Origin of the sequence: Lentzea sp. NPDC003310 (assembly GCF_040610935.1) — a bacterium.
GTDB lineage: Bacteria > Actinomycetota > Actinomycetes > Mycobacteriales > Pseudonocardiaceae > Lentzea.
The window spans coordinates 62,401-79,009 of record NZ_JBEXNC010000027.1; the positions used below are offsets into that span (position 1 = coordinate 62,401).

General features: G+C 71.4%; 18 protein-coding genes. 8 read left to right on the forward strand and 10 right to left on the reverse strand.

The genetic code is table 11. From position 1 onward, the window contains the following. Positions 1–91 precede the first annotated feature (91 nt). Positions 92–1,165 (forward strand): class I SAM-dependent methyltransferase, encoded by a 1,074-nt coding sequence (locus ABZX02_RS40120; protein ID WP_355306722.1) that lies wholly within the window; start codon positions 92–94, stop codon positions 1,163–1,165. After that, complete coding sequence (locus ABZX02_RS40125; protein WP_355306724.1) at positions 1,162–3,225, forward strand: alpha/beta fold hydrolase; 2,064 nt, start codon at positions 1,162–1,164, stop codon at positions 3,223–3,225. Before ABZX02_RS40120 ends, ABZX02_RS40125 begins: the two co-directional genes overlap by 4 nt. A gap of 5 nt (positions 3,226–3,230) precedes the next feature. Here ABZX02_RS40125 and ABZX02_RS40130 read toward each other — a convergent pair whose 3' ends face one another. The 4 genes from ABZX02_RS40130 to ABZX02_RS40145 are packed head-to-tail and all read right to left on the reverse strand — an operon-like array spanning position 3,231 to position 5,897. Continuing rightward, a complete protein-coding gene (locus tag ABZX02_RS40130; RefSeq protein ID WP_355306726.1) occupies positions 3,231–3,638 on the reverse strand; it encodes an SRPBCC family protein in 408 nt (135 codons plus the stop codon). Beyond that, a complete protein-coding gene (locus tag ABZX02_RS40135) occupies positions 3,613–4,722 on the reverse strand; it encodes a VanZ family protein (protein WP_355306728.1) in 1,110 nt (369 codons plus the stop codon). Before ABZX02_RS40135 ends, ABZX02_RS40130 begins: the two co-directional genes overlap by 26 nt. A 46-nt stretch (positions 4,723–4,768) precedes the next feature. Next, positions 4,769–5,485, reverse strand: coding sequence for a spermidine synthase (locus ABZX02_RS40140; RefSeq protein WP_355306730.1), 717 nt, complete (start codon positions 5,483–5,485; stop codon positions 4,769–4,771). Positions 5,486–5,531: 46 nt separating this feature from the next. Continuing rightward, on the reverse strand, positions 5,532–5,897 hold the full coding sequence (locus tag ABZX02_RS40145; RefSeq protein WP_355306732.1) for a DoxX family protein: 366 nt from the start codon (positions 5,895–5,897) through the stop codon (positions 5,532–5,534). 106 nt (positions 5,898–6,003) lie between these two features. On the opposite strand from ABZX02_RS40145, the gene ABZX02_RS40150 reads away from it, so the two are divergent. Further along, the gene (locus ABZX02_RS40150) at positions 6,004–6,369 is read left to right on the forward strand and encodes a helix-turn-helix domain-containing protein (protein ID WP_355306734.1); all 366 of its coding nucleotides are present in this window, start codon (positions 6,004–6,006) and stop codon (positions 6,367–6,369) included. A 5-nt stretch (positions 6,370–6,374) separates the two neighbouring features. Here the strand turns inward: ABZX02_RS40150 and ABZX02_RS40155 are convergent, their stop codons facing one another. Further along, entirely contained in the window at positions 6,375–6,806 is a 432-nt protein-coding gene (locus ABZX02_RS40155) for a cupin (protein ID WP_355306736.1), read from the reverse strand. Positions 6,807–7,112: 306 nt separating this feature from the next. Next, the gene (locus ABZX02_RS40160) at positions 7,113–7,697 is read right to left on the reverse strand and encodes an ABATE domain-containing protein (protein WP_355306738.1); all 585 of its coding nucleotides are present in this window, start codon (positions 7,695–7,697) and stop codon (positions 7,113–7,115) included. 124 nt (positions 7,698–7,821) lie between these two features. Here ABZX02_RS40160 and ABZX02_RS40165 point away from each other — a divergent pair, with 124 nt between their 5' ends. The 4 genes from ABZX02_RS40165 (at position 7,822) to ABZX02_RS40180 (ending at position 12,880) form a co-directional block, all read left to right on the forward strand. Then, positions 7,822–8,673 (forward strand): alpha/beta hydrolase, encoded by an 852-nt coding sequence (locus tag ABZX02_RS40165; RefSeq protein ID WP_355306740.1) that lies wholly within the window; start codon positions 7,822–7,824, stop codon positions 8,671–8,673. A 389-nt stretch (positions 8,674–9,062) separates the two neighbouring features. Continuing rightward, positions 9,063–10,268 carry a hypothetical protein gene (locus ABZX02_RS40170; RefSeq protein ID WP_355306742.1) on the forward strand — a complete coding sequence of 402 codons (1,206 nt, stop codon included), beginning with the start codon at positions 9,063–9,065 and terminating at the stop codon, positions 10,266–10,268. A gap of 11 nt (positions 10,269–10,279) precedes the next feature. Beyond that, positions 10,280–12,364, forward strand: a complete 2,085-nt coding sequence (locus ABZX02_RS40175; RefSeq protein WP_355306744.1) for a tetratricopeptide repeat protein — start codon at positions 10,280–10,282, stop codon at positions 12,362–12,364. A gap of 9 nt (positions 12,365–12,373) precedes the next feature. Next, positions 12,374–12,880 (forward strand): flavin reductase family protein, encoded by a 507-nt coding sequence (locus tag ABZX02_RS40180; protein ID WP_355306745.1) that lies wholly within the window; start codon positions 12,374–12,376, stop codon positions 12,878–12,880. Here the strand turns inward: ABZX02_RS40180 and ABZX02_RS40185 are convergent. The 3 genes from ABZX02_RS40185 to ABZX02_RS40195 all read right to left on the reverse strand — a co-directional run bounded on the left by ABZX02_RS40185 (position 12,877) and on the right by ABZX02_RS40195 (position 15,135). After that, positions 12,877–13,689: an AfsR/SARP family transcriptional regulator gene (locus ABZX02_RS40185; RefSeq protein ID WP_355306747.1), complete on the reverse strand. Its 813-nt coding sequence runs from the start codon at positions 13,687–13,689 to the stop codon at positions 12,877–12,879. The two genes, ABZX02_RS40180 and ABZX02_RS40185, sit on opposite strands and share 4 nt — an antisense overlap. Positions 13,690–14,290: 601 nt before the next feature. Next, positions 14,291–14,776 carry a glutathione peroxidase gene (locus tag ABZX02_RS40190; RefSeq protein ID WP_355306780.1) on the reverse strand — a complete coding sequence of 162 codons (486 nt, stop codon included), beginning with the start codon at positions 14,774–14,776 and terminating at the stop codon, positions 14,291–14,293. A 14-nt stretch (positions 14,777–14,790) separates the two neighbouring features. Then, positions 14,791–15,135 carry a hypothetical protein gene (locus tag ABZX02_RS40195; protein ID WP_355306749.1) on the reverse strand — a complete coding sequence of 115 codons (345 nt, stop codon included), beginning with the start codon at positions 15,133–15,135 and terminating at the stop codon, positions 14,791–14,793. Here ABZX02_RS40195 and ABZX02_RS40200 point away from each other — a divergent pair. Next, positions 15,134–15,751, forward strand: coding sequence for a M15 family metallopeptidase (locus ABZX02_RS40200; protein ID WP_355306751.1), 618 nt, complete (start codon positions 15,134–15,136; stop codon positions 15,749–15,751). The two genes, ABZX02_RS40195 and ABZX02_RS40200, sit on opposite strands and share 2 nt — an antisense overlap. Here ABZX02_RS40200 and ABZX02_RS40205 read toward each other — a convergent pair. Next, the gene (locus ABZX02_RS40205; RefSeq protein WP_355306753.1) at positions 15,748–16,572 is read right to left on the reverse strand and encodes a PaaX family transcriptional regulator C-terminal domain-containing protein; all 825 of its coding nucleotides are present in this window, start codon (positions 16,570–16,572) and stop codon (positions 15,748–15,750) included. The two genes, ABZX02_RS40200 and ABZX02_RS40205, sit on opposite strands and share 4 nt — an antisense overlap. Between the last annotated feature and the right edge of the window lie 37 nt (positions 16,573–16,609).

Consider the following 16,609-nt stretch of genomic DNA (forward strand, 5'->3'; position numbering starts at 1 on the left):
TGTAGGCAGACCGAGCTCACTAGGTGGGGCACCTGATGCGGCTGTCCCGTTGGCGCTCATAGGTTCCAGCCCTCACAGGAGGGACGAGCAGATGACCACGACAAGACCCGAGGTTGACACCGACAAGCTCATGCAGTTCGTGTTCCGGGCCGTCGACGAGGTCGGCGCCACGCTCAACGCCGCGCTCGTCGTCATGGGCGACAAGCTCGGCTACTACCGCGCGATGGCGTCCGGCGACCCCGTCACCCCCGCCGACCTGGCCGACCGCACGGGCACCGCCGAGCCGTACGCCCGCGAGTGGCTCAACGCCCAGGCCGCCGGTGGTTACGTCACCTACGACCCCGTGACCAGCCGTTACGCGCTGCCGATCGAGCACGCCGTGGCGCTCACCGTCGAGGACAGCCCCGCGTTCCTGCCCGGCATGTTCCAGATCGCGCTCGGCACCGTGCACGACGCCGGACGGGTGCTCGACGCCGCCCGCAGCGGGTCCGGGGTCGGCTGGCACGAGCACAGCACCGACGTGCACGTCGGCTGCGAGCGGTTCTTCCGGCCGAGCTACGCGGCGAACCTGGTCGAGGGCTGGCTGCCCGCGCTCGACGGAGTGACCGACAAGCTGCGCGCCGGCGCGCGGGTCGCGGACGTCGGGTGCGGCCACGGGGCATCCACGATCCTGATGGCACAGGCGTTCCCGAACTCCACGTTCACCGGGTCGGACTACCACCCCGACTCCATCCGGATCGCCCGCGAACGCGCCGAGGCCGCGGGCGTCGGCGACCGGGTGACGTTCGAGGTGGCCTCCGCCCAGGACTTCGGCGGCACGGGCTACGACCTCGTGACCATGTTCGACTGCCTGCACGACATGGGCGACCCGGTCGGCGCGGCCCGGCACGTGCGGGACGCGGTGGCGGCCGACGGCACGTGGATGATCGTCGAACCGATGGCCGGTGACCGCGTCGAGGACAACCTCAACCCCGTCGGCCGCACCTACTACGGCTTCTCCACGCTGCTGTGCACGCCCGCCTCGCTGTCGCAGGACGTCGGACTGGCGCTCGGCACGCAGGCCGGGCCTGCGCGGATCCGCGACGTGGCCGTGGCGGGCGGGTTCACCCGGTTCGCCGGGGTGGCGCAGACGCCGTTCAACCAGGTCCTCGAAGTCCGGCCGTGAACGCCGAGCCGCGCCCGGTGCGCGAGGCCGACGCCGAGGGCTTCGCCGAGCGCGCCGGGGTGCGGCTCGCGTACCGGGTCTACGACAACCCCGGCAAGCCGACGGTGCTGCTGATGCCGACGTGGTCGATCGTGCCGTCGAAGTTCTGGAAGGCCCAGGTCCCTTATCTGGCACGGCACTTCCGGGTGGTCACCTTCGACGGCCGCGGCAGCGGTGGCTCGGATCGTCCGCGGGGCGGTGAGTCCTATGTGGACGCCGAGTACGCGGCCGACGCCATCGCCGTGCTGGACGCGACCGGCACCGAACGGGCCGTGCTGGTGGCGTTGTCGCGCGGGGACGCCTGGTCGGTGCTGGCGGCCGCCCACCACCCCGGACGGGTCTCCGGGATCGTCGCGATCGGGCCCGCCAGCGGGTCGCTGATCGGCGTGCAGGAGCAGGAGAGGCAGTCGTGGGAGTCGGGCGAGGGCCCGTACAGCCGGCACCAGTGGCTGAACGGCGGCTACGACGACTTCGTCGACTGGTTCTTCGCCCGGATGTTCGCCGAACCCCACTCCACCAGGCAGATCGAGGACGCCGTGCGCTGGGCGCACGAGATCGACCCCGAGACGCTGGCCGACACCACGGCCGGCCGGCTGGCGTCACCGTCGATCGAGGACGACTGCCGCAAGGTCCGCTGCCCGGTGCTCGTCGTCCACGGCACCGACGACCAGATCCGCCCGCACGCCATCGGCGCCCGGCTCGCCGAGCTCACCGGCGGGTCACTGGTGCTGGTCGACGGCGCCGGGCACGGCGTGCACGCCCGCGAGCCGGTGCGGATCAACCTGCTGGTCAAGGAGTTCGTCGACCGCGTGCACCCCGTGGTGCGGCACCAGCGCAGGCACCGGCCGCCTCGCGCGCTGTACCTGAGCTCCCCGATCGGCCTCGGCCACGCCCGCCGCGACCTCGCCATCGCGACCGAGCTGCGCAAGCTCCAGCCGCGCCTGGAGATCGACTGGCTCGCCCAGCACCCGGTCACGGAGGTGCTCGGACCGGCGGGGGAGGCGGTCCACCCGGCGTCGGCGTGGCTCGCGAACGAGTCGGCGCACGTGGAGGACGACGCGGGCGAGCACGACCTGCACGTGTTCGAGGCGTTCCGCCGCCTGGACGCCGTGCTGGTGCACAACTTCATGGTGTTCCACGACGTGCTGGAGGAGGAGCGGTACGACCTGGTGATCGGTGACGAGGCCTGGGACGTCGACTACTTCCTGCACGAGAACCCCGGCCTCAAGCGGTTCTCCTTCGCCTGGCTGACGGACTTCGTCGGCTGGCTGCCGATGCCGGACGGCGGCGCCCGCGAGCAGCGCCTGACCGCGGACTACAACCTCGACATGATCGAGCAGCGGGACCGGCACCGCCGCGTGCGCGACCGGTCGGTGTTCATCGGCAACCCGGACGACGTGGTCTCGCTGCCGTTCGGCGAGGGCCTGCCCGCGATTCGCGAGTGGACGGAGGCGAACTTCGAGTTCTCCGGCTACGTCACCGGGTTCGACCCACCGGAGGCGCCGGCGCGGCCGTCCGGCGAGAAGCTCTGCGTCGTCACGGTCGGTGGCTCCGGCGTGGGGGAGTCGCTGCTGCGCCGGGTGCTCGACGCGGTGCCGCTCGCCCGGCGCGCGGTCCCCGGCCTGCGGTTCCTCGTCGTCACCGGGCCGCGCATCGACCCGGCGTCGCTGCCGGACGTGCCCGGCGTCGAGCTGCGCGGGTACGTGCCGGACCTGCCCCGGCACCTCGCCACGTGCGACCTGGCGGTGGTTCAGGGCGGACTGACCACCTGCATGGAGCTGACCGCGGCCCGCCGGCCGTTCCTCTTCGTGCCGCTGCGCCACCACTTCGAGCAGCACTTCCACGTCCGGCACCGGCTGGAGCGCTACGGGGCCGGGCGGTGCCTGACCTACGACGAGGCGGCTGACCGCGAGGTGCTGGCGGCCGCCATCGCCGCGGAGATCGGGCGCGAGGTCGGCTACCGGGAGGTGGAACGGGACGGTGCCGCGCGAGCGGCCGCCCTGCTCGCCGATCTGCTCTGAGCGCGTTACTCGGGAGAACGGTCGTCGGCCGCCGCGGTCTGGGTGAGGACGGCGACCGTCTGCTCCAGACCGCGCTGCACCTCGTCGCCCTGCGCCTCCCGCACGCTGTGCAGGCTGACGGTGATGCGCGACCGGCCCGGCGCGACCTCCTCGACCTGCAGTTCGCCGTGGTAGTCGTCCGGGCCCTCGGCGCCCCACTCGAGCGTGCGGCGCTCCGGGTCCGGGCGCACCCACGCCTCGCCCTCGACGTGGTGGCCGTGCACCTCGGCCTCCACGTGCACCTGCTCGCCGCCCTCCGGCTCGGCCGCGGTCATCTGCGGGAAGTACCGGGGCAGGTTCCGCGGCTCGGCGAGGAAGCCGAACAGCGTGTCGGCCGGGATGTCGGCCTCAGCTGTGTGCGTGTACGTCGTCATGGACGTCCGGGTACCCGGACTTCTCCGCCGCGAACACGTCCCGCGTCCCGGCCACCTGTTCGTGCCACCCGCGCTGGTCGCGCCGGAACACCGGCACGACGAACGCCCCGCCGACGTAGAGCGCGACCACGGCCAGGTCCCACCAGCCGATGTCGACCAGCGGCGACACCACCGTCGCGTAGGCCATGAAACCGGTGAAGCCCAGCAGTTCGCGCACGGTGAGCCGCAGCGGGTTGGCGCGCGAGCCGTCCTCGGCGCGGATGCGGTAGTGCAGCAGGATGCCGCCGACGGTCATGCCGCCGGTCGCGGCCGGCAGCACCACCCGCGACGCCACGAGCACGCACACCGCCCAGCGCGGGTCCGAGTGCAGCACCAGCTTCGCGATCACGATGACCAGCACCAGCTCCGCGACCAGACCGACGATCCGGCGCGGCACGGTGACGGTGGCGGGCGACGCGGACGACTCGTCCGACGACGGCACCCTCGGCACGACGAACGCGGCCGGCGCCATCATCCACCCGAAGAAGCCGCCGAAGGTGTTGGAGATCAGGTCGTCGACGTCGGCGATCCGGTACGGGCACGGGTAGAAGCCGAGGTTGCCGGTGTACTGCACGACCTCGATGGCGAGCGACAGGCCGAGGCTGATGGCGATCACGGCGAGCGGTCCCTTGCCGTACGCCTTGCGCAGCACCACGCCCAGCGGCACGAACAGCACGACGTTGAACAGCTGCTGCAGGAACGCCTGCGACGTCGCCATCGCGACGATGCCGGAACGCCCGTTCGCCGCCATGTTGTTGCTCATGTCGGTCACCCACTGGAAGGGGACCGTCGACAGCATCTGGTCGCCCGTGCACAGCTTCGACACGTCCGACGGGAACGGCAGGAAGATCAGCGCGAGCGCCACCAGCCCGTAGGCCAGCAGGCCGTACAGGACGAACGCCCGGCGCGGCTCGACCCGCCGGAACCGGAAGTAGTGCAACAGGACCAGGGGCAGCAGGATCATCAGCCCGACACCCACGAACGCCAGGAAACCGGTTCGGGCGGTCTCCCAGTACGACGCCATCATGAGCGGTCCAATGCCCACCGCCGAGTCCGGCCAAACCAAGATCTTCGAAGTTGCGGCGAACGGGTCAGCGGCGGCGTGCGAGGTACACGGTGTTCGTCGAATCACGGTCCTGCAGGGGGTTGCGGAAGCTCACGACCTCCGCGCGCACGTCGGTGAACACGGCGGAGAGCGTGGCGGCGTACTCGTCCTCGGGCGGGTCGTTGGACCACAACGCGAACACGCCGCCGGACGTCAGCAGCGCGGCCAGCCGCTGCGCGCCCTCGACCGTGTAGAAGTCGGCGTTGGAGGGGTGCAGCAGGTGCCGCGGCGAGTGGTCGATGTCGACGACGATGGCGTCGAACAGCCGGCCGGGCGCCGTCGGGTCGTACCCCTCGCCGGACCGGGTGAGGGCGAAGAAGTCGCCGTGCGCCAACCGGCACCGCTCGTCGGCGGCCAGGGTCGCGCCGGCCGGGATGAGGCCCTGCTCGTGCCACTCGATCACCTCGGGCAGCGCGTCCACGACGAGCAACGAGCCGACGTCGGGGTTCTCCAGCACGGTCTGCGCGGTGTAGCCGAGGCCGAGGCCGCCGACGACCACGTCCAGCGAGTCGCCGGACAGCTCCGCGAGGGCAAGGCGCGCCAGCTCGACCTCGGCGACCGTGAAGAGGCTCGACATCAGGAACTCGTCGTTCAGCTTGATCTCGTGGATCTCCCGGCCGGTGCCGGGTTCGAGCCGGCAGCGCAGGGTGAGCTCGCCCAGCGGGGTCCTGCGGTGGTCGAGTTCCTGGAAGCGCGCGCTCATGCGACGGCACGGTACCCCGTGCGCCGCGACACGGTCGGGTGACCGGTCAGCCGGCGAAACGTCCGATCGCGACGAACGCGGCCAGCAGCAGCAGGACCACGTTGACGGGCAACGTCTTCGTCTCGCCGATCTTGAGGTGCACACGGGTGGCGACGACCTGGACGACGACGAGCCCGGCCGCCGCGATCGGCGTGAGGACCGGGGCGATGCCGGTGAGCCAGGGGAGCACCACGCCGAGGGCGCCGAGGACCTCGACCGCGCCGATGCCCTTCACGGCGGAGTCGGAGAAGTCCTTCGCCCAGTTGCCAGTCGACGCGATGACCTGCTCGCGCGTCCGGACGAGCTTCGTGAGACCGCTCCCCAGGTAGACCGCCGCGAGCAGTCCCTGCGCGATCCACAGTGCGATGTTCATTGCACACTCCGATTCTTACGCCTTGTGCGTAACCTCATGGTGTGTCTGCATTGCGACCGGCACAAAAGGCACATCGGTGTATGTGTCCAGGACGGGAGGTCTGGCTGTGACGCGGTTCACACGTGCCGACGGGTGTCCGCCGGACATGAACGACGACGGCGCGGTCCGCGAGGTGCTCGACCGGATCAGCGACAAGTGGAGCCTGCTCGTCGTCGGGGCGCTGCGCGAGGGACCGCTGCGGTTCGGCGAGCTGGCGAAGACGGTCACCGGCATCTCCCAGCGCATGCTCACGCTCACGGTGAAGCACCTCGTCGAGGACGGCCTGATCAGCCGCACCGCCTACGCCGAGGTGCCACCGCGCGTCGAGTACGCGCTGACCGAGCTGGGGAAGACCCTGCTGCCGCTGGTGGTCGCGCTGGCCGAGTGGGCGGTCGAGCACCGCGACGAGATCAACGCCCACCGCCGCCGCTGAGCGCCCTACTCGAAGGAACAGCCCGGGTTCGGCGTGCTGACCGCCAGCGGGTTGCCCACCGGGTTCTGGTAGAGCACCTCCAGCACCAGTGGGACCTCCGCCAGGTTGCGTCCGATGTGGACATAGCCGGTGCCGTGGGGATCGTCGATGAACTGGCCGGGCCGGTACACGCCGTCGACCGCGCAGCTGGAGTCGTGGTGCGTCAGCACGCCCTTCGCCACCACGCCCCGGACCGGCCCGGGGTGGTAGTGCCAGCCCGTCGCGCCGCCGGGGGCGATGGTGATCTCCTTCAGCACGTACTGGGTGTCGCCGACGGTGTGGTCGAAGATCGTGACGGCGGTGACCCCGGTGCCGGGCGTCGCCTGCGCGACTGCGGGTGCCGCGGTGGCCGCCAGGCCGATCGCGGCGATCAACGCGAGCCGGCTGGTCCTGCGCATGTGCTTCTCCCTCGGACGTGGAACGGCGGCGCCGCCAGCATGGCGGACCTGGGGTGCGCGCACTCGTCCGGGGCCGTCACGGTTCGTGGTGCTGGGAGCCCGTCGTCGCGGAACTGGACCGCCTCGGCCGCACGGCCCGCGCCGTCAACCTGCCGAGCACCGGGTCACCCGCCGGTCTGTTCGTGCCGCCGCCGCTCGACGCCGCAGCCCAGTTCTACGACGACGTCGATCTCGCGGTGGCCGAGAGCGCCGTAGCGCGGCTGCGCCCGCCGACCTCGCGGCGCTGCTGGACCGGCTCACCAGGGCCTAGCCGCGCGTCTTCTCGTAGTGCCGCGCGACCCGCGCTCGGTTGCCGCACACGTTGGCCGCGCACCACATCCGGCGCTTGTTCTCCGCGAGGAACATCATCGAGCAGGCCGGGTTCGCGCACGCCCGCAGCTTGCCCAGTCGCTCGGGGTCGGCGAGCAGCCGGATCGACTCGCCCGCGATCGCGGCCAGTGCCGGATGGCCGTTGTAGTCGTCGTGCCAGCGGACCGACGCCCGCGCCTGCGCGCCCCAGCCGTCGAGCCGGGGGCTCGTGGGCACCGCGGCGGCGACGGCGTTGAGGTCCGCGACCAGCGCCGGGTCCGGCGTGGCCCCGGTCAGGGCGGCCTCGAACAGCGACCGCAGCAGCGCGCGCAGCCGCCGGGTCGCGCTGATCGCCGGAGGTGCCGCGTCGGGCAGGCGATCAGCCTGCAGCGCCCACCACCTCGCGTGCTCGGCCTCGTCCGCGATGAGGTCCCTGACCGGGTCGAGGCACAACGCCTGCGTGTCCACGAGGTCGAGCGCGACCAGCGGCTCGGCCCCCATCGGGAAGCCCGCCGCCTGGAAGTCGGTGAGGGTCGCGGTCACGCCGTCTCCTAACGGTTGAAGCGCCGATTGAGACATTAGCAGATTCTCGCTCGGATGGCTTGCAGCCCACCACCTAACGTGTATACGGTCGCTTTACCCATTAGAACGAGCCGAGGAGAACGAGATGCCCGCGATCCGCCACCACCACGTCGAGGCCGACGGCCTGAAGGTGTTCGTCCGCGAGGCCGGGGACCGTGAGAGGCCGACGATCGTGCTGCTGCCCGGCTACCCGTCGAGCACCCGCGCCTACGTCCGGCTGATCGACCGCCTCGCCACGTCGTGGCACGTCGTCGCGATCGACTACCCCGGCTTCGGCTCGTCCGACCCGCTGCCCGGCGAGCCCACGTTCGACCGGCTCGCCGCGACCACCGGCAAGGTCATCGACCTGCTCGGCATCGGCGACTACGCCGTCTACGTCTTCGACTTCGGCTCCCCGGTCGGCTTCCGCATCGCGCTGGAGCACGACCAGCGCGTCCGGGCCGTGATCACGCAGAACGGCAACGCCTACACCGACGGCCTCGGCCCGGACATGGACGTGTTGAAGGGCTGGTGGCAGGACCGGACGCAGGACCAGGACAAGGTCGACTGGGTCGTGAGCCTCGACGGCACCCGCCACCAGTGGCTCGTGGGCGCGAAGGACCCCGAGCACATCGACCCCGAGCAGGCGCTCGCCGACCAGGCCGTGCTCGACCTGCCCGGCCGGGCCGACTACATGAAGGCCCTGCTGTGGGACTACCAGACCAACATCGGCCGCTACCCGGCGTGGCAGCGGTGGCTGCGCGAGCGGCAGCCGGAGGTGCTCGCGATCTGGGGCCGCAACGACACGTTCTTCGTCCCCGCGGGCGCCGAGGCCTATCGCCGGGACGTGCCCGCCGCCGACGTGGTGCTGCTCGACACCGGCCACTTCGCACTGGAGGAGGCGGTCGACGAGATCGCCGACCGGGTGAACGCGGTGCTGGCGAAGACCTTCGCCTGACCTGTGGCCCGCACCACCAGGTGCACGGCCTCGTCGTAGAGCTTGCGCCGCTCGAGCTGTTCGTCCGAAAGCGCCGTCAGCCGACCCGCGATCAATACTGCCCATTTGTTTTCTGGACGTCCAATCGGGTGTTTCGCATTTTGGAGCTCTCTTGGTGCTTTCTTGGAGTGCGCGGGCAGACTCCTCGATGTCAGATGTTCATCCGAGGGAGGAGCACCCAATGGAGAAGCCCAAGGCGAAGATGAAGCGAATCACCATTCGCAAGGTGGGCCCGGTTCGCCTCACGGCGGCCGCCTGCTCGCAGTACAACGTCAAGAACGCCTGATTCGAGGCGCGGGTGCGCCGGGCCACCGGTCCGGCGCACCCGGCTCGCACCGGAGGGGAACAGCGTGACCGATCTCGACCTGGACCGGCCGGTGCCGCTGCACCCGCTGGTGTTCCTGGAGGACGGCGACGAGGTGACGATCGGGCGCGCCGACGTCGACTCGTACGGGATCTTCCCCGGTGAGGGCGCCGCGCTCGTGCGCAGGCTCGTCGACGGCGACACCCCGCGGCAGGCCGCCGAATGGTTCGAACGCGAATACGGCGAGGAAGTCGACATCGAGGACGTCCTCGCCGGACTGGACGAACTCGACCTCATTCGCGATTCCGGTGAGGTGGCCGGGCAGAAGGCGCCGGTTCGATTCAGCGGACTGGGTGCCGCGTTGTTCTCGCCGATCGCCTGGGTCCTCTACGCGGCGCTGGCCGGCTGGGCATTGTTCGCAATGGTGGCGCACGCCGATCTGCGGCCGACCTATCACAACATCTTCTTCTCCGACTATTACATGGTCATCCAGGTCGGGTTGTTCGTCGCCGCGATTCCGCTGCTCCTGCTGCACGAGTCGTTCCACGCTCTCGCGGGACGGCGGCTCGGCGTCCGGTCGAGGCTGCGGGTGGGCCGGCGGCTCTACTACATCGTGCTGGAGACCTCGCTCGACGGACTCGTGGCCGTGCCGCGCCGGCAGCGCTACCTGCCGATCGTGGCCGGGCTGCTCGCGGACGTCCTGGGCATCGCCGCGTGCACGGTCGCCGCAGACCTGACGCGGCACGCGGACGGCACGCTGTCGGGGCCGGGCCGGTTCCTGCTGGCCGTCGCGTTCGCCGCGCTGCTGCGGGTCGTCTGGCAGTTCTTCTTCTACCTGCGCACGGACATCTACGTGCTGGTGAGCACCGTGCTCGGCTGCGTCGACCTGCACGGCGCGGCGCTGACGGTGGTGCGCAACAGGGTCCGCCGACTGCTGGGGAAGCCGGAGACCGACGAGTCGGCGCTGCACCCGGCCGACCGCAAAGTGGCGCGCTGGTACTCGTGGCTGGTCGTCGTCGGTTACACGCTCAGCCTCACGACGTTCGCGCTGGCGGGATTCCCCGTGCTCCACCGGTTCGTCACCGGCGTCATCGCACGGCTCACGGGCGACGGCGTGCCCACGGCCCAGTTCCTCGACTCGGCCGTCTTCGCCGCCGTCGCGATCGCGCAGTGCGCGCTGCTCGGCTGGCTCATGGTCCGCGAACGCGTCCAGGCGCGCCGCGACCGTCGCCTGCACCACGTCATTCACTGAAAGGACGCACCATGGACAGCCGCTACTGGATCCGCGCCGACCGGCGGCGCGATCGGGCCCACGCGCTCGCCGCCCTCGACCTGCCGCCGGTGTGGGCGGTCCTCGACGCCCACCGGCGGCTGCGCGGACCGTACTCGGCTGCCGGTGCGCTGCTGCGCCAGATCGCCGACGACCTGCTGACCCGCTGCCCGGAACTGGGGGAGCGGCACAACATCGAGCTGCTCACGACCACGCCCGAGCTCGCGGGCCGGGTGCCGAGCGCCTGGCACACGCTCGAATGGGCCGTGCAGGACAGCGAACGCACCCGCTACTACTCGCGGCTGCACACCCGCAACATCGCGAACGGCCTGGCCGAGCTCCTGCGCGACTACCTGGCCGCGCTCGGTGGCGGGCCGCGCACCCTCGTGTTCGAGAACGCGCACGAGGCCGACGCGTCGGACCAGGAGTTCATCGCGGTCCTGCTGCGGCGCGGCGACATCCCGGACCTCACCGTCGTCGTGGGCACGGGCCGCGAGCCGCTCGTGGACCCGCGCGGGGAGATCGACGTGTCGCTCGCGCGGACGATCGCCGCGCACGCCCAGGTCGTCGACGCCGAGCCCGGTGAGGACGAGCCGCTCGGCGACGACCCCGCCCAGGCCTATGTGGACGGTGACGGCACCGCCGACGACCCGCGCCTGCTCGCCGCCTACCTCGCGCTGCCGGCCGAGGAGCGGGCCGCGCTGCACGACGCCCGCGCCGAGGAACTCCTGCGGTCAGAGGACTTCTCGTTGCACCTCGGCGCGATCCCGTACCACCGCGAGCACGGCAGCGACCCGGCCGGCGTGGGCGCCGCGGCGTTGCGCATCGCGCTCGACCACTGCCACAAGGTCGGGCTCTACCAGGCCGCCGCGGACCACGGACTGCGCGGGCGCGCGGTCGCGGACCGCGAGGCCGACCCCGACCTGTGGTGGCACATCACGTTCCAGACCGGGATCGTGCTCGCCGCCGTCGGCCGCGCCGCCGAGGCCGAGACGCTCTACGTCGAGGGCCGCGCCGCCTCCACCGACCCGGCCATCCACCTGGAGCTGGCCTACTCCACGGCCATGCTGCACGCCCGCCACTACTCCGAGGCCGAACGCGACTACGTCCGCGCACGGGCGTGGATGAACCTGGCGATCGCGCTGGCGGCCCAGCTGACCGACCCGAAGAAGGAGGCCTTCCAGTCCGTCTTCACCCGCAACGGACTGGCCCTGGTCGAGGTCCGCGAGCAGAAGCCCGAGGTGGCGCTCGCCCTCGTGAACGACGGCATGGCCCGCCTCGACCGGGAGCTGGACCCCGACGAGCACGTCCTGCACCGCCTGGTGCTGCGCTACAACCGGGCGCAGGTGTACGGCGCGATGGGCCGCCTGGAGGACGCGCTGGCCGATTACAGCTATGTCCTGGAACGGGATCCGAACTTCCCCGAGCACCACTTCAACGTCGGCAACGTGCTGCGCAAGCTCGGCCGCGACGAGGAGGCGCTCTCCGCCTACCGCGAGGCCCTGCGGCTCTCACCGCCGTTCCCCGAGGCGTACTACAACATCGGCGACGCCCACCTCGCGCTCGGCGACGTCGAGAGCGCCATGAAGGCGTTCGCGTACGTCATCGAGCTCGACCCGCGGCACGTGGACGCGCGGATCAACCGCGCGGGCCACCTGCTCTCGCTGGGCGACGTCGAGGGCGCGTGGCGCGACGTCTCGGCCGCCCTCGAAGAGGCGCCCACCAACGCACACCTGTTGTGCCTCAAGGGCCAGCTGCTGGTCGAGCAGGACGAGTACGGCGCAGCCTCCGAGGCGCTGGCGGAAGCGCTGCGGCGCAACGAGAAACTCGCCGAGGCGTGGGCGATCCGCGGCACGATCGCGGTCGCGTCCGGGGAACTGACCGACGCGATCAGCTACCTGAGCCGCGCGATCACCCTCGACGACAACCCGGAGTCCCGCTACAACCGGGCGGTCGCCTACGAGGAGTCGGGTGAGCTGGCCGCCGCCGTGCTCGACTACGACGCGGTGCTCGCGGTGACCGACGACGAGGACGCCCGGCACCGCAGGGAACTCTGCGCCGCGGCGTCGGCCAGGTAGGAGCACGCCGTGACAGCGACGGAGGACGTGGCCACCGGACTGCCGGCGGCCACGTTCGCCGAGGCGATGAGCAGGCTGGTCTCCGGTCTTGCGGTGATCACCACCCGGCAGGCGGGCGGCGCGCCGTGCGGCCTGCTCGTCTCGTCGATCTGCTCGTACAGCGTCGCGCCGCCGTCGGTGCTGGTCGTGATCGACCACGCGTCCCGGTGCCGCGAGTCGCTGGCGCGCTGCGCGGAGTTCGGCGTGCACGTGCTCGGCGGCACGCAGGAACGCGCCGCGCGAACGTTCGCGAGCCGGGGCGCGGACAAGTTCGCCGACGTGGCCTGGACGTGGGACGGGGTGGTGCCCCGGCTGTACGCGGCCCCGATCTACCTGCGCTGCGCCACGAGCGCGGTGTTCGACCACGGCGACCACACCGTGCTGATCGGCGAGGTCGGCCGCGTCGAGGTGGAGGACGCCGAACCGCTCGTGTGCTACCGCCGCCTCTTCGACTGGGGGCTGCGCCGAGGTCGTTAGACGAGAGCCCGTTCGTGCCGGTGGCCCCGGTCGGACGGGTCCTCGCCGGTGAGGATCACCTGGTGGATCGCGCGCAACCGCGGCCCCGGCTCGATGCCCGCCTGGCTCGACAGCATCCGGTACGCCCGCGCGTAGGCGGTCAGCGCGTCGGCGCGGCGTTCGGCCTGGCACAGCGCGAGCATCAGCTGCTCGTGGAACCTCTCCCACAACGGGTAGGTCCGGCAGAGCTCCTCGAGGTCGAACACGGCCAGGCGGCCGTCACCGTGGCAGAGCAGGACGTCGAACCTGGCGCGCAACAGTTCCAGGTACTCCCGCTCCAGCCGGGAGATGTCGTGGTCGAACATCCCCGGCTCGCGCAGGTCCGTCAGCGGTGCCCCTCGCCAGAGTCCGAGCGCCGCCGTGAACCTGTCCCGCGCCTGCGCGCAGTCGTTGGCCGCCATGGCTTTCTGACCCTGCCGCGCGAGCTCGCGGAACCTGGTCAGGTCGAGCTGGTGCGGCTCCAGGCGGAGCACGTACCCGGAGGGGCGCGTGGTGAGCACGGGGTGGGAGTTGCGAGAACTGGCCCAGCTCGGCGTCAGCACCCGCCGCACCGCCGTCACGTATCCGTGCAACGCGGCGACGGCCGACCGCGGCGCCCCTCGCGTCCACAGCTGGTCCACGATCCGGCTCGTCGGGACGAACTCGTTGGCGTGCAAAGCGAGCAACGCGAGCAACGCCCGTTGCTTCGGCGCGGTCGGCGTGCAGCGGCGGGTGCCGCGCGTGACCTCGAACGTGCCCAGCACCCGGATGTGGGGAGGTTCGTCTTCCACTCGATCGCCACCTCCCGGTATGTCCGACTCCGAGAGTGTTCACCAGCGAACCGCCGGTGAGTAGTGCCCGCCGCGAAACTGCCGGTGTGCCTTATGGCGCGGTGCTCCAGGTGACCGGTAGCGAGTCGAGTGGGCCGGGGATGCCTTTCCTGGCAAAGGAGATCCACGACGCCCGCAGCTCGGGTCCACGCCCTCCCGCGAGGTGCCGAGCATCGGCGGGCCCCCACACCCGTGCGGACCCGAGGGGCAGCGGCAGTTCGACGCAGTGCGTGGCACCGAATGCCGATCCCTCGGGACACCACGAGAGGTGGTGTTTGTGAAAACCTGGACGCCCCTGGTCCGGCGTCACGGCCGCGGCCGTGCTGTGGTTCGCCACGATTCCACTCTGGACGTCCATTGCGGACCGGCGGGGCATTTTCCCTGGGGCTCGGTGGCGCTGCTCGTGTGGGAGGCCGCAGTCGTCGCGGACACGTTCCCCCGCGAAGGTGCGCTGCTCGGGCTCGTCGCTCCTGCCGCACCCACGACCCTGCTGGGCGGCGGTGCTCGCGTTCCGCACCGCGCCGGCGGTGACGAGGGCCGAGGCCCCCGTCACGGCGCAGCACTACCGCAGGGCGGCCTCGATCGCCGCGGTGATCGAGGCGTCCTCGGGCTCGACGGCCGGCCGGAACCGGGCGAGTACCTCCCCGTCGCGCGAGACGAGGAACTTTTCGAAGTTCCACTGCACGTCACCCGCGGTGCCGTCGGCGTCCGCGTGCTGCGTGAGCTCCTGGTAGACGGCGTGCCGGCCCGGCCCGTTGACCTCGATCTTCTCGAACAGGGGGAACGTCACCCCGTACGTCGTCGAGCAGAACGTGGCGATCTCCTCGGACGTGCCCGGCTCCTGCCCCATGAACTGGTTGCAGGGGAAGCCGACCACGGAGAACCCCTGGTCCGCGTACTTCGCCTGCAGCCGCTCCAGCCCCGCGTACTGCGGCGTGAGGCCGCACCGCGAGGCGACGTTGACGACGAGCGCCACCTTGCCCCGCACCGCGCCCAGGTCACCGGGCTCGCCCGCCAGCGTGCGGACCGGGATGTCGTAGATCTCCATGCCCCCAACGTAGTTCATGACGCGGGCGGTCCCGGCGTGGGCACGATCCGGGCGCTCACCGACGACGAGGGGGCGGCGACGCCCGGCCCGCCCGCCTCCACCCAGTCGATCACGGCGTGCACCGCGTCGTCGTCCAGCACCGACCCGACCCACACGGGCTTGGCGCCGGCGGCCCGCGCCGTCTTGCTCGGCTGCACGACCACGACGTTGGAGACCTCGCACGCGTCCAGGCAGTCCGCGACCTTCACGTACCCGAGCCGCGAGCGCATGACCTCCAACTGGCGGTCGTGGTCGACCTCGGGGTGCTTGCGCTCCGTGCCGCAGCAGCAGCCGCGGCACACGGTGATCCGTGAAGTCATGATCTCGTTCTACTCAGTCACCGAGTCGTTGCACAACGAGCACACAGCGCTGGCCGTCCGGGGACATCGGCCGGGAAAGCTCGAAGTCGTGGCTGGTAAAGGAATTGCGCTGCTGCTCCTGCTGGCGGTGGTGACGGGATGCACACCCACCGCACCGCAGGAGGACGGCGGAGGGACCGCGCGGATGGCCGGGGACGGCAGCATCCCGAAGAACGGGTCCATCTCGCTCGACGACGACGGGCACGCCGCGATCGCGAACCTCGACCCGGCGTTGCTCGGCGCGATGCGCAAGGCCGCGGCGGACGCGAAGCTCAAGGGCGTCGAGTTCCGCGTGACGTCGGGCTGGCGCAGCCGCGAGTACCAGCAGCGGCTGCTGGACGAGGCGGTCGAGCTGTACCGCAGCGAGGAGGAGGCGCGGCGGTGGGTGCACCCCCCGGAGAAGTCCGCGCACGTGACGGGCAAGGCGATCGACATCGGGCCGACCAACGCCGACGACTGGCTCATCCAGCACGGCGCGGACTACGGGCTGTGCCAGGCCTACGCGAACGAGATGTGGCACTTCGAGCTGCTCACCACGCCCGGCGGCGAGTGCCCGCAGCCGCAGAGCACCGCCTAGCGGTCATGGATGACGGCCAGCGCGTGCTCGCGGGCCGGTGCGCTCAGCGTGGCGTTGAGCTGCTCGAACAGCGCTTCGGCGGTGACGCCGTTCCAGCCCGGGGGCAGCAGCGACAGCGGAAGGCCCGGGTCGCTGTACGGCAGGCGGCGCCAGGCCGTGAGCATCGGCACGTACATCTGGAACGCCTGCTCGGGGGAGCCCGCGCCGGCGTCGAGGAACGGGCGGTGGCGGCGCAGGAAGTCCGCGTACAGGTCGGTCAGCTCGTCGAGGTCCCACCAGGCGCGGACCTTGGAGCGCAGGTCGCCGAACGCGAAGTGCTGCCCGCTGAACAGGTCGACGTACTCGGCCAGGCCGCGGCGTTCCAGGGTGCGGCGGGTCTCCACCGCGAGGTTGCCCGGCGCGACCCACACGCCGGGGGCGGCCGTGCCGAAACCGAGCTGGGTCAGGGTGGTGCGCAGCGCGTGCCGCTTCTCGCGTTCGGACTCCGGCACGGAGAACACGACCACGAGCCAGCCGTCCTCGGTGGTGGCGCGGCGGCGTTCGAAGATCCGGGTGTCGCCCTCGGCCAGGGTCTCGAGCGTCGGCTCGGCCAGCGCGTAACCGGCGCCGTCGCGGCGTTCGGCCCGCACCACGCCCCGGCGCTTGAGACGCGAGATCGACGAGCGCACGGCCTGGCCCTCGACGCCGAGGTCGGCCATCAGCTGCACGACCGAGGCGACGGAGAGCCAGTTGTGCTCGCCGCGCGCGTAGAGGCCGAAGATCGTGATGATGAGCGGGCCCAGCCGGTCGCGACCGGCGGGAGCCGCGGCTTCCACGGTCATGTCCGCGACGTTCAGCGCCCTCTCCTCACCTTGATCG

Coding starts and splice junctions, on each gene's coding strand:
- ABZX02_RS40120 (WP_355306722.1), top strand. CDS start 92: ATGACCACGACAAGACCCGAGGTTGACACCGACAAGCTCATGCAGTTC.
- ABZX02_RS40130 (WP_355306726.1), bottom strand. CDS start 3,638: ATGACGACGTACACGCACACAGCTGAGGCCGACATCCCGGCCGACACG.
- ABZX02_RS40140 (WP_355306730.1), bottom strand. CDS start 5,485: ATGAGCGCGCGCTTCCAGGAACTCGACCACCGCAGGACCCCGCTGGGC.
- ABZX02_RS40145 (WP_355306732.1), bottom strand. CDS start 5,897: ATGAACATCGCACTGTGGATCGCGCAGGGACTGCTCGCGGCGGTCTAC.
- ABZX02_RS40155 (WP_355306736.1), bottom strand. CDS start 6,806: ATGCGCAGGACCAGCCGGCTCGCGTTGATCGCCGCGATCGGCCTGGCG.
- ABZX02_RS40165 (WP_355306740.1), top strand. CDS start 7,822: ATGCCCGCGATCCGCCACCACCACGTCGAGGCCGACGGCCTGAAGGTG.
- ABZX02_RS40175 (WP_355306744.1), top strand. CDS start 10,280: ATGGACAGCCGCTACTGGATCCGCGCCGACCGGCGGCGCGATCGGGCC.
- ABZX02_RS40190 (WP_355306780.1), bottom strand. CDS start 14,776: ATGGAGATCTACGACATCCCGGTCCGCACGCTGGCGGGCGAGCCCGGT.
- ABZX02_RS40200 (WP_355306751.1), top strand. CDS start 15,134: ATGATCTCGTTCTACTCAGTCACCGAGTCGTTGCACAACGAGCACACA.
- ABZX02_RS40195 (WP_355306749.1), bottom strand. CDS start 15,135: ATGACTTCACGGATCACCGTGTGCCGCGGCTGCTGCTGCGGCACGGAG.
- ABZX02_RS40205 (WP_355306753.1), bottom strand. CDS start 16,572: ATGACCGTGGAAGCCGCGGCTCCCGCCGGTCGCGACCGGCTGGGCCCG.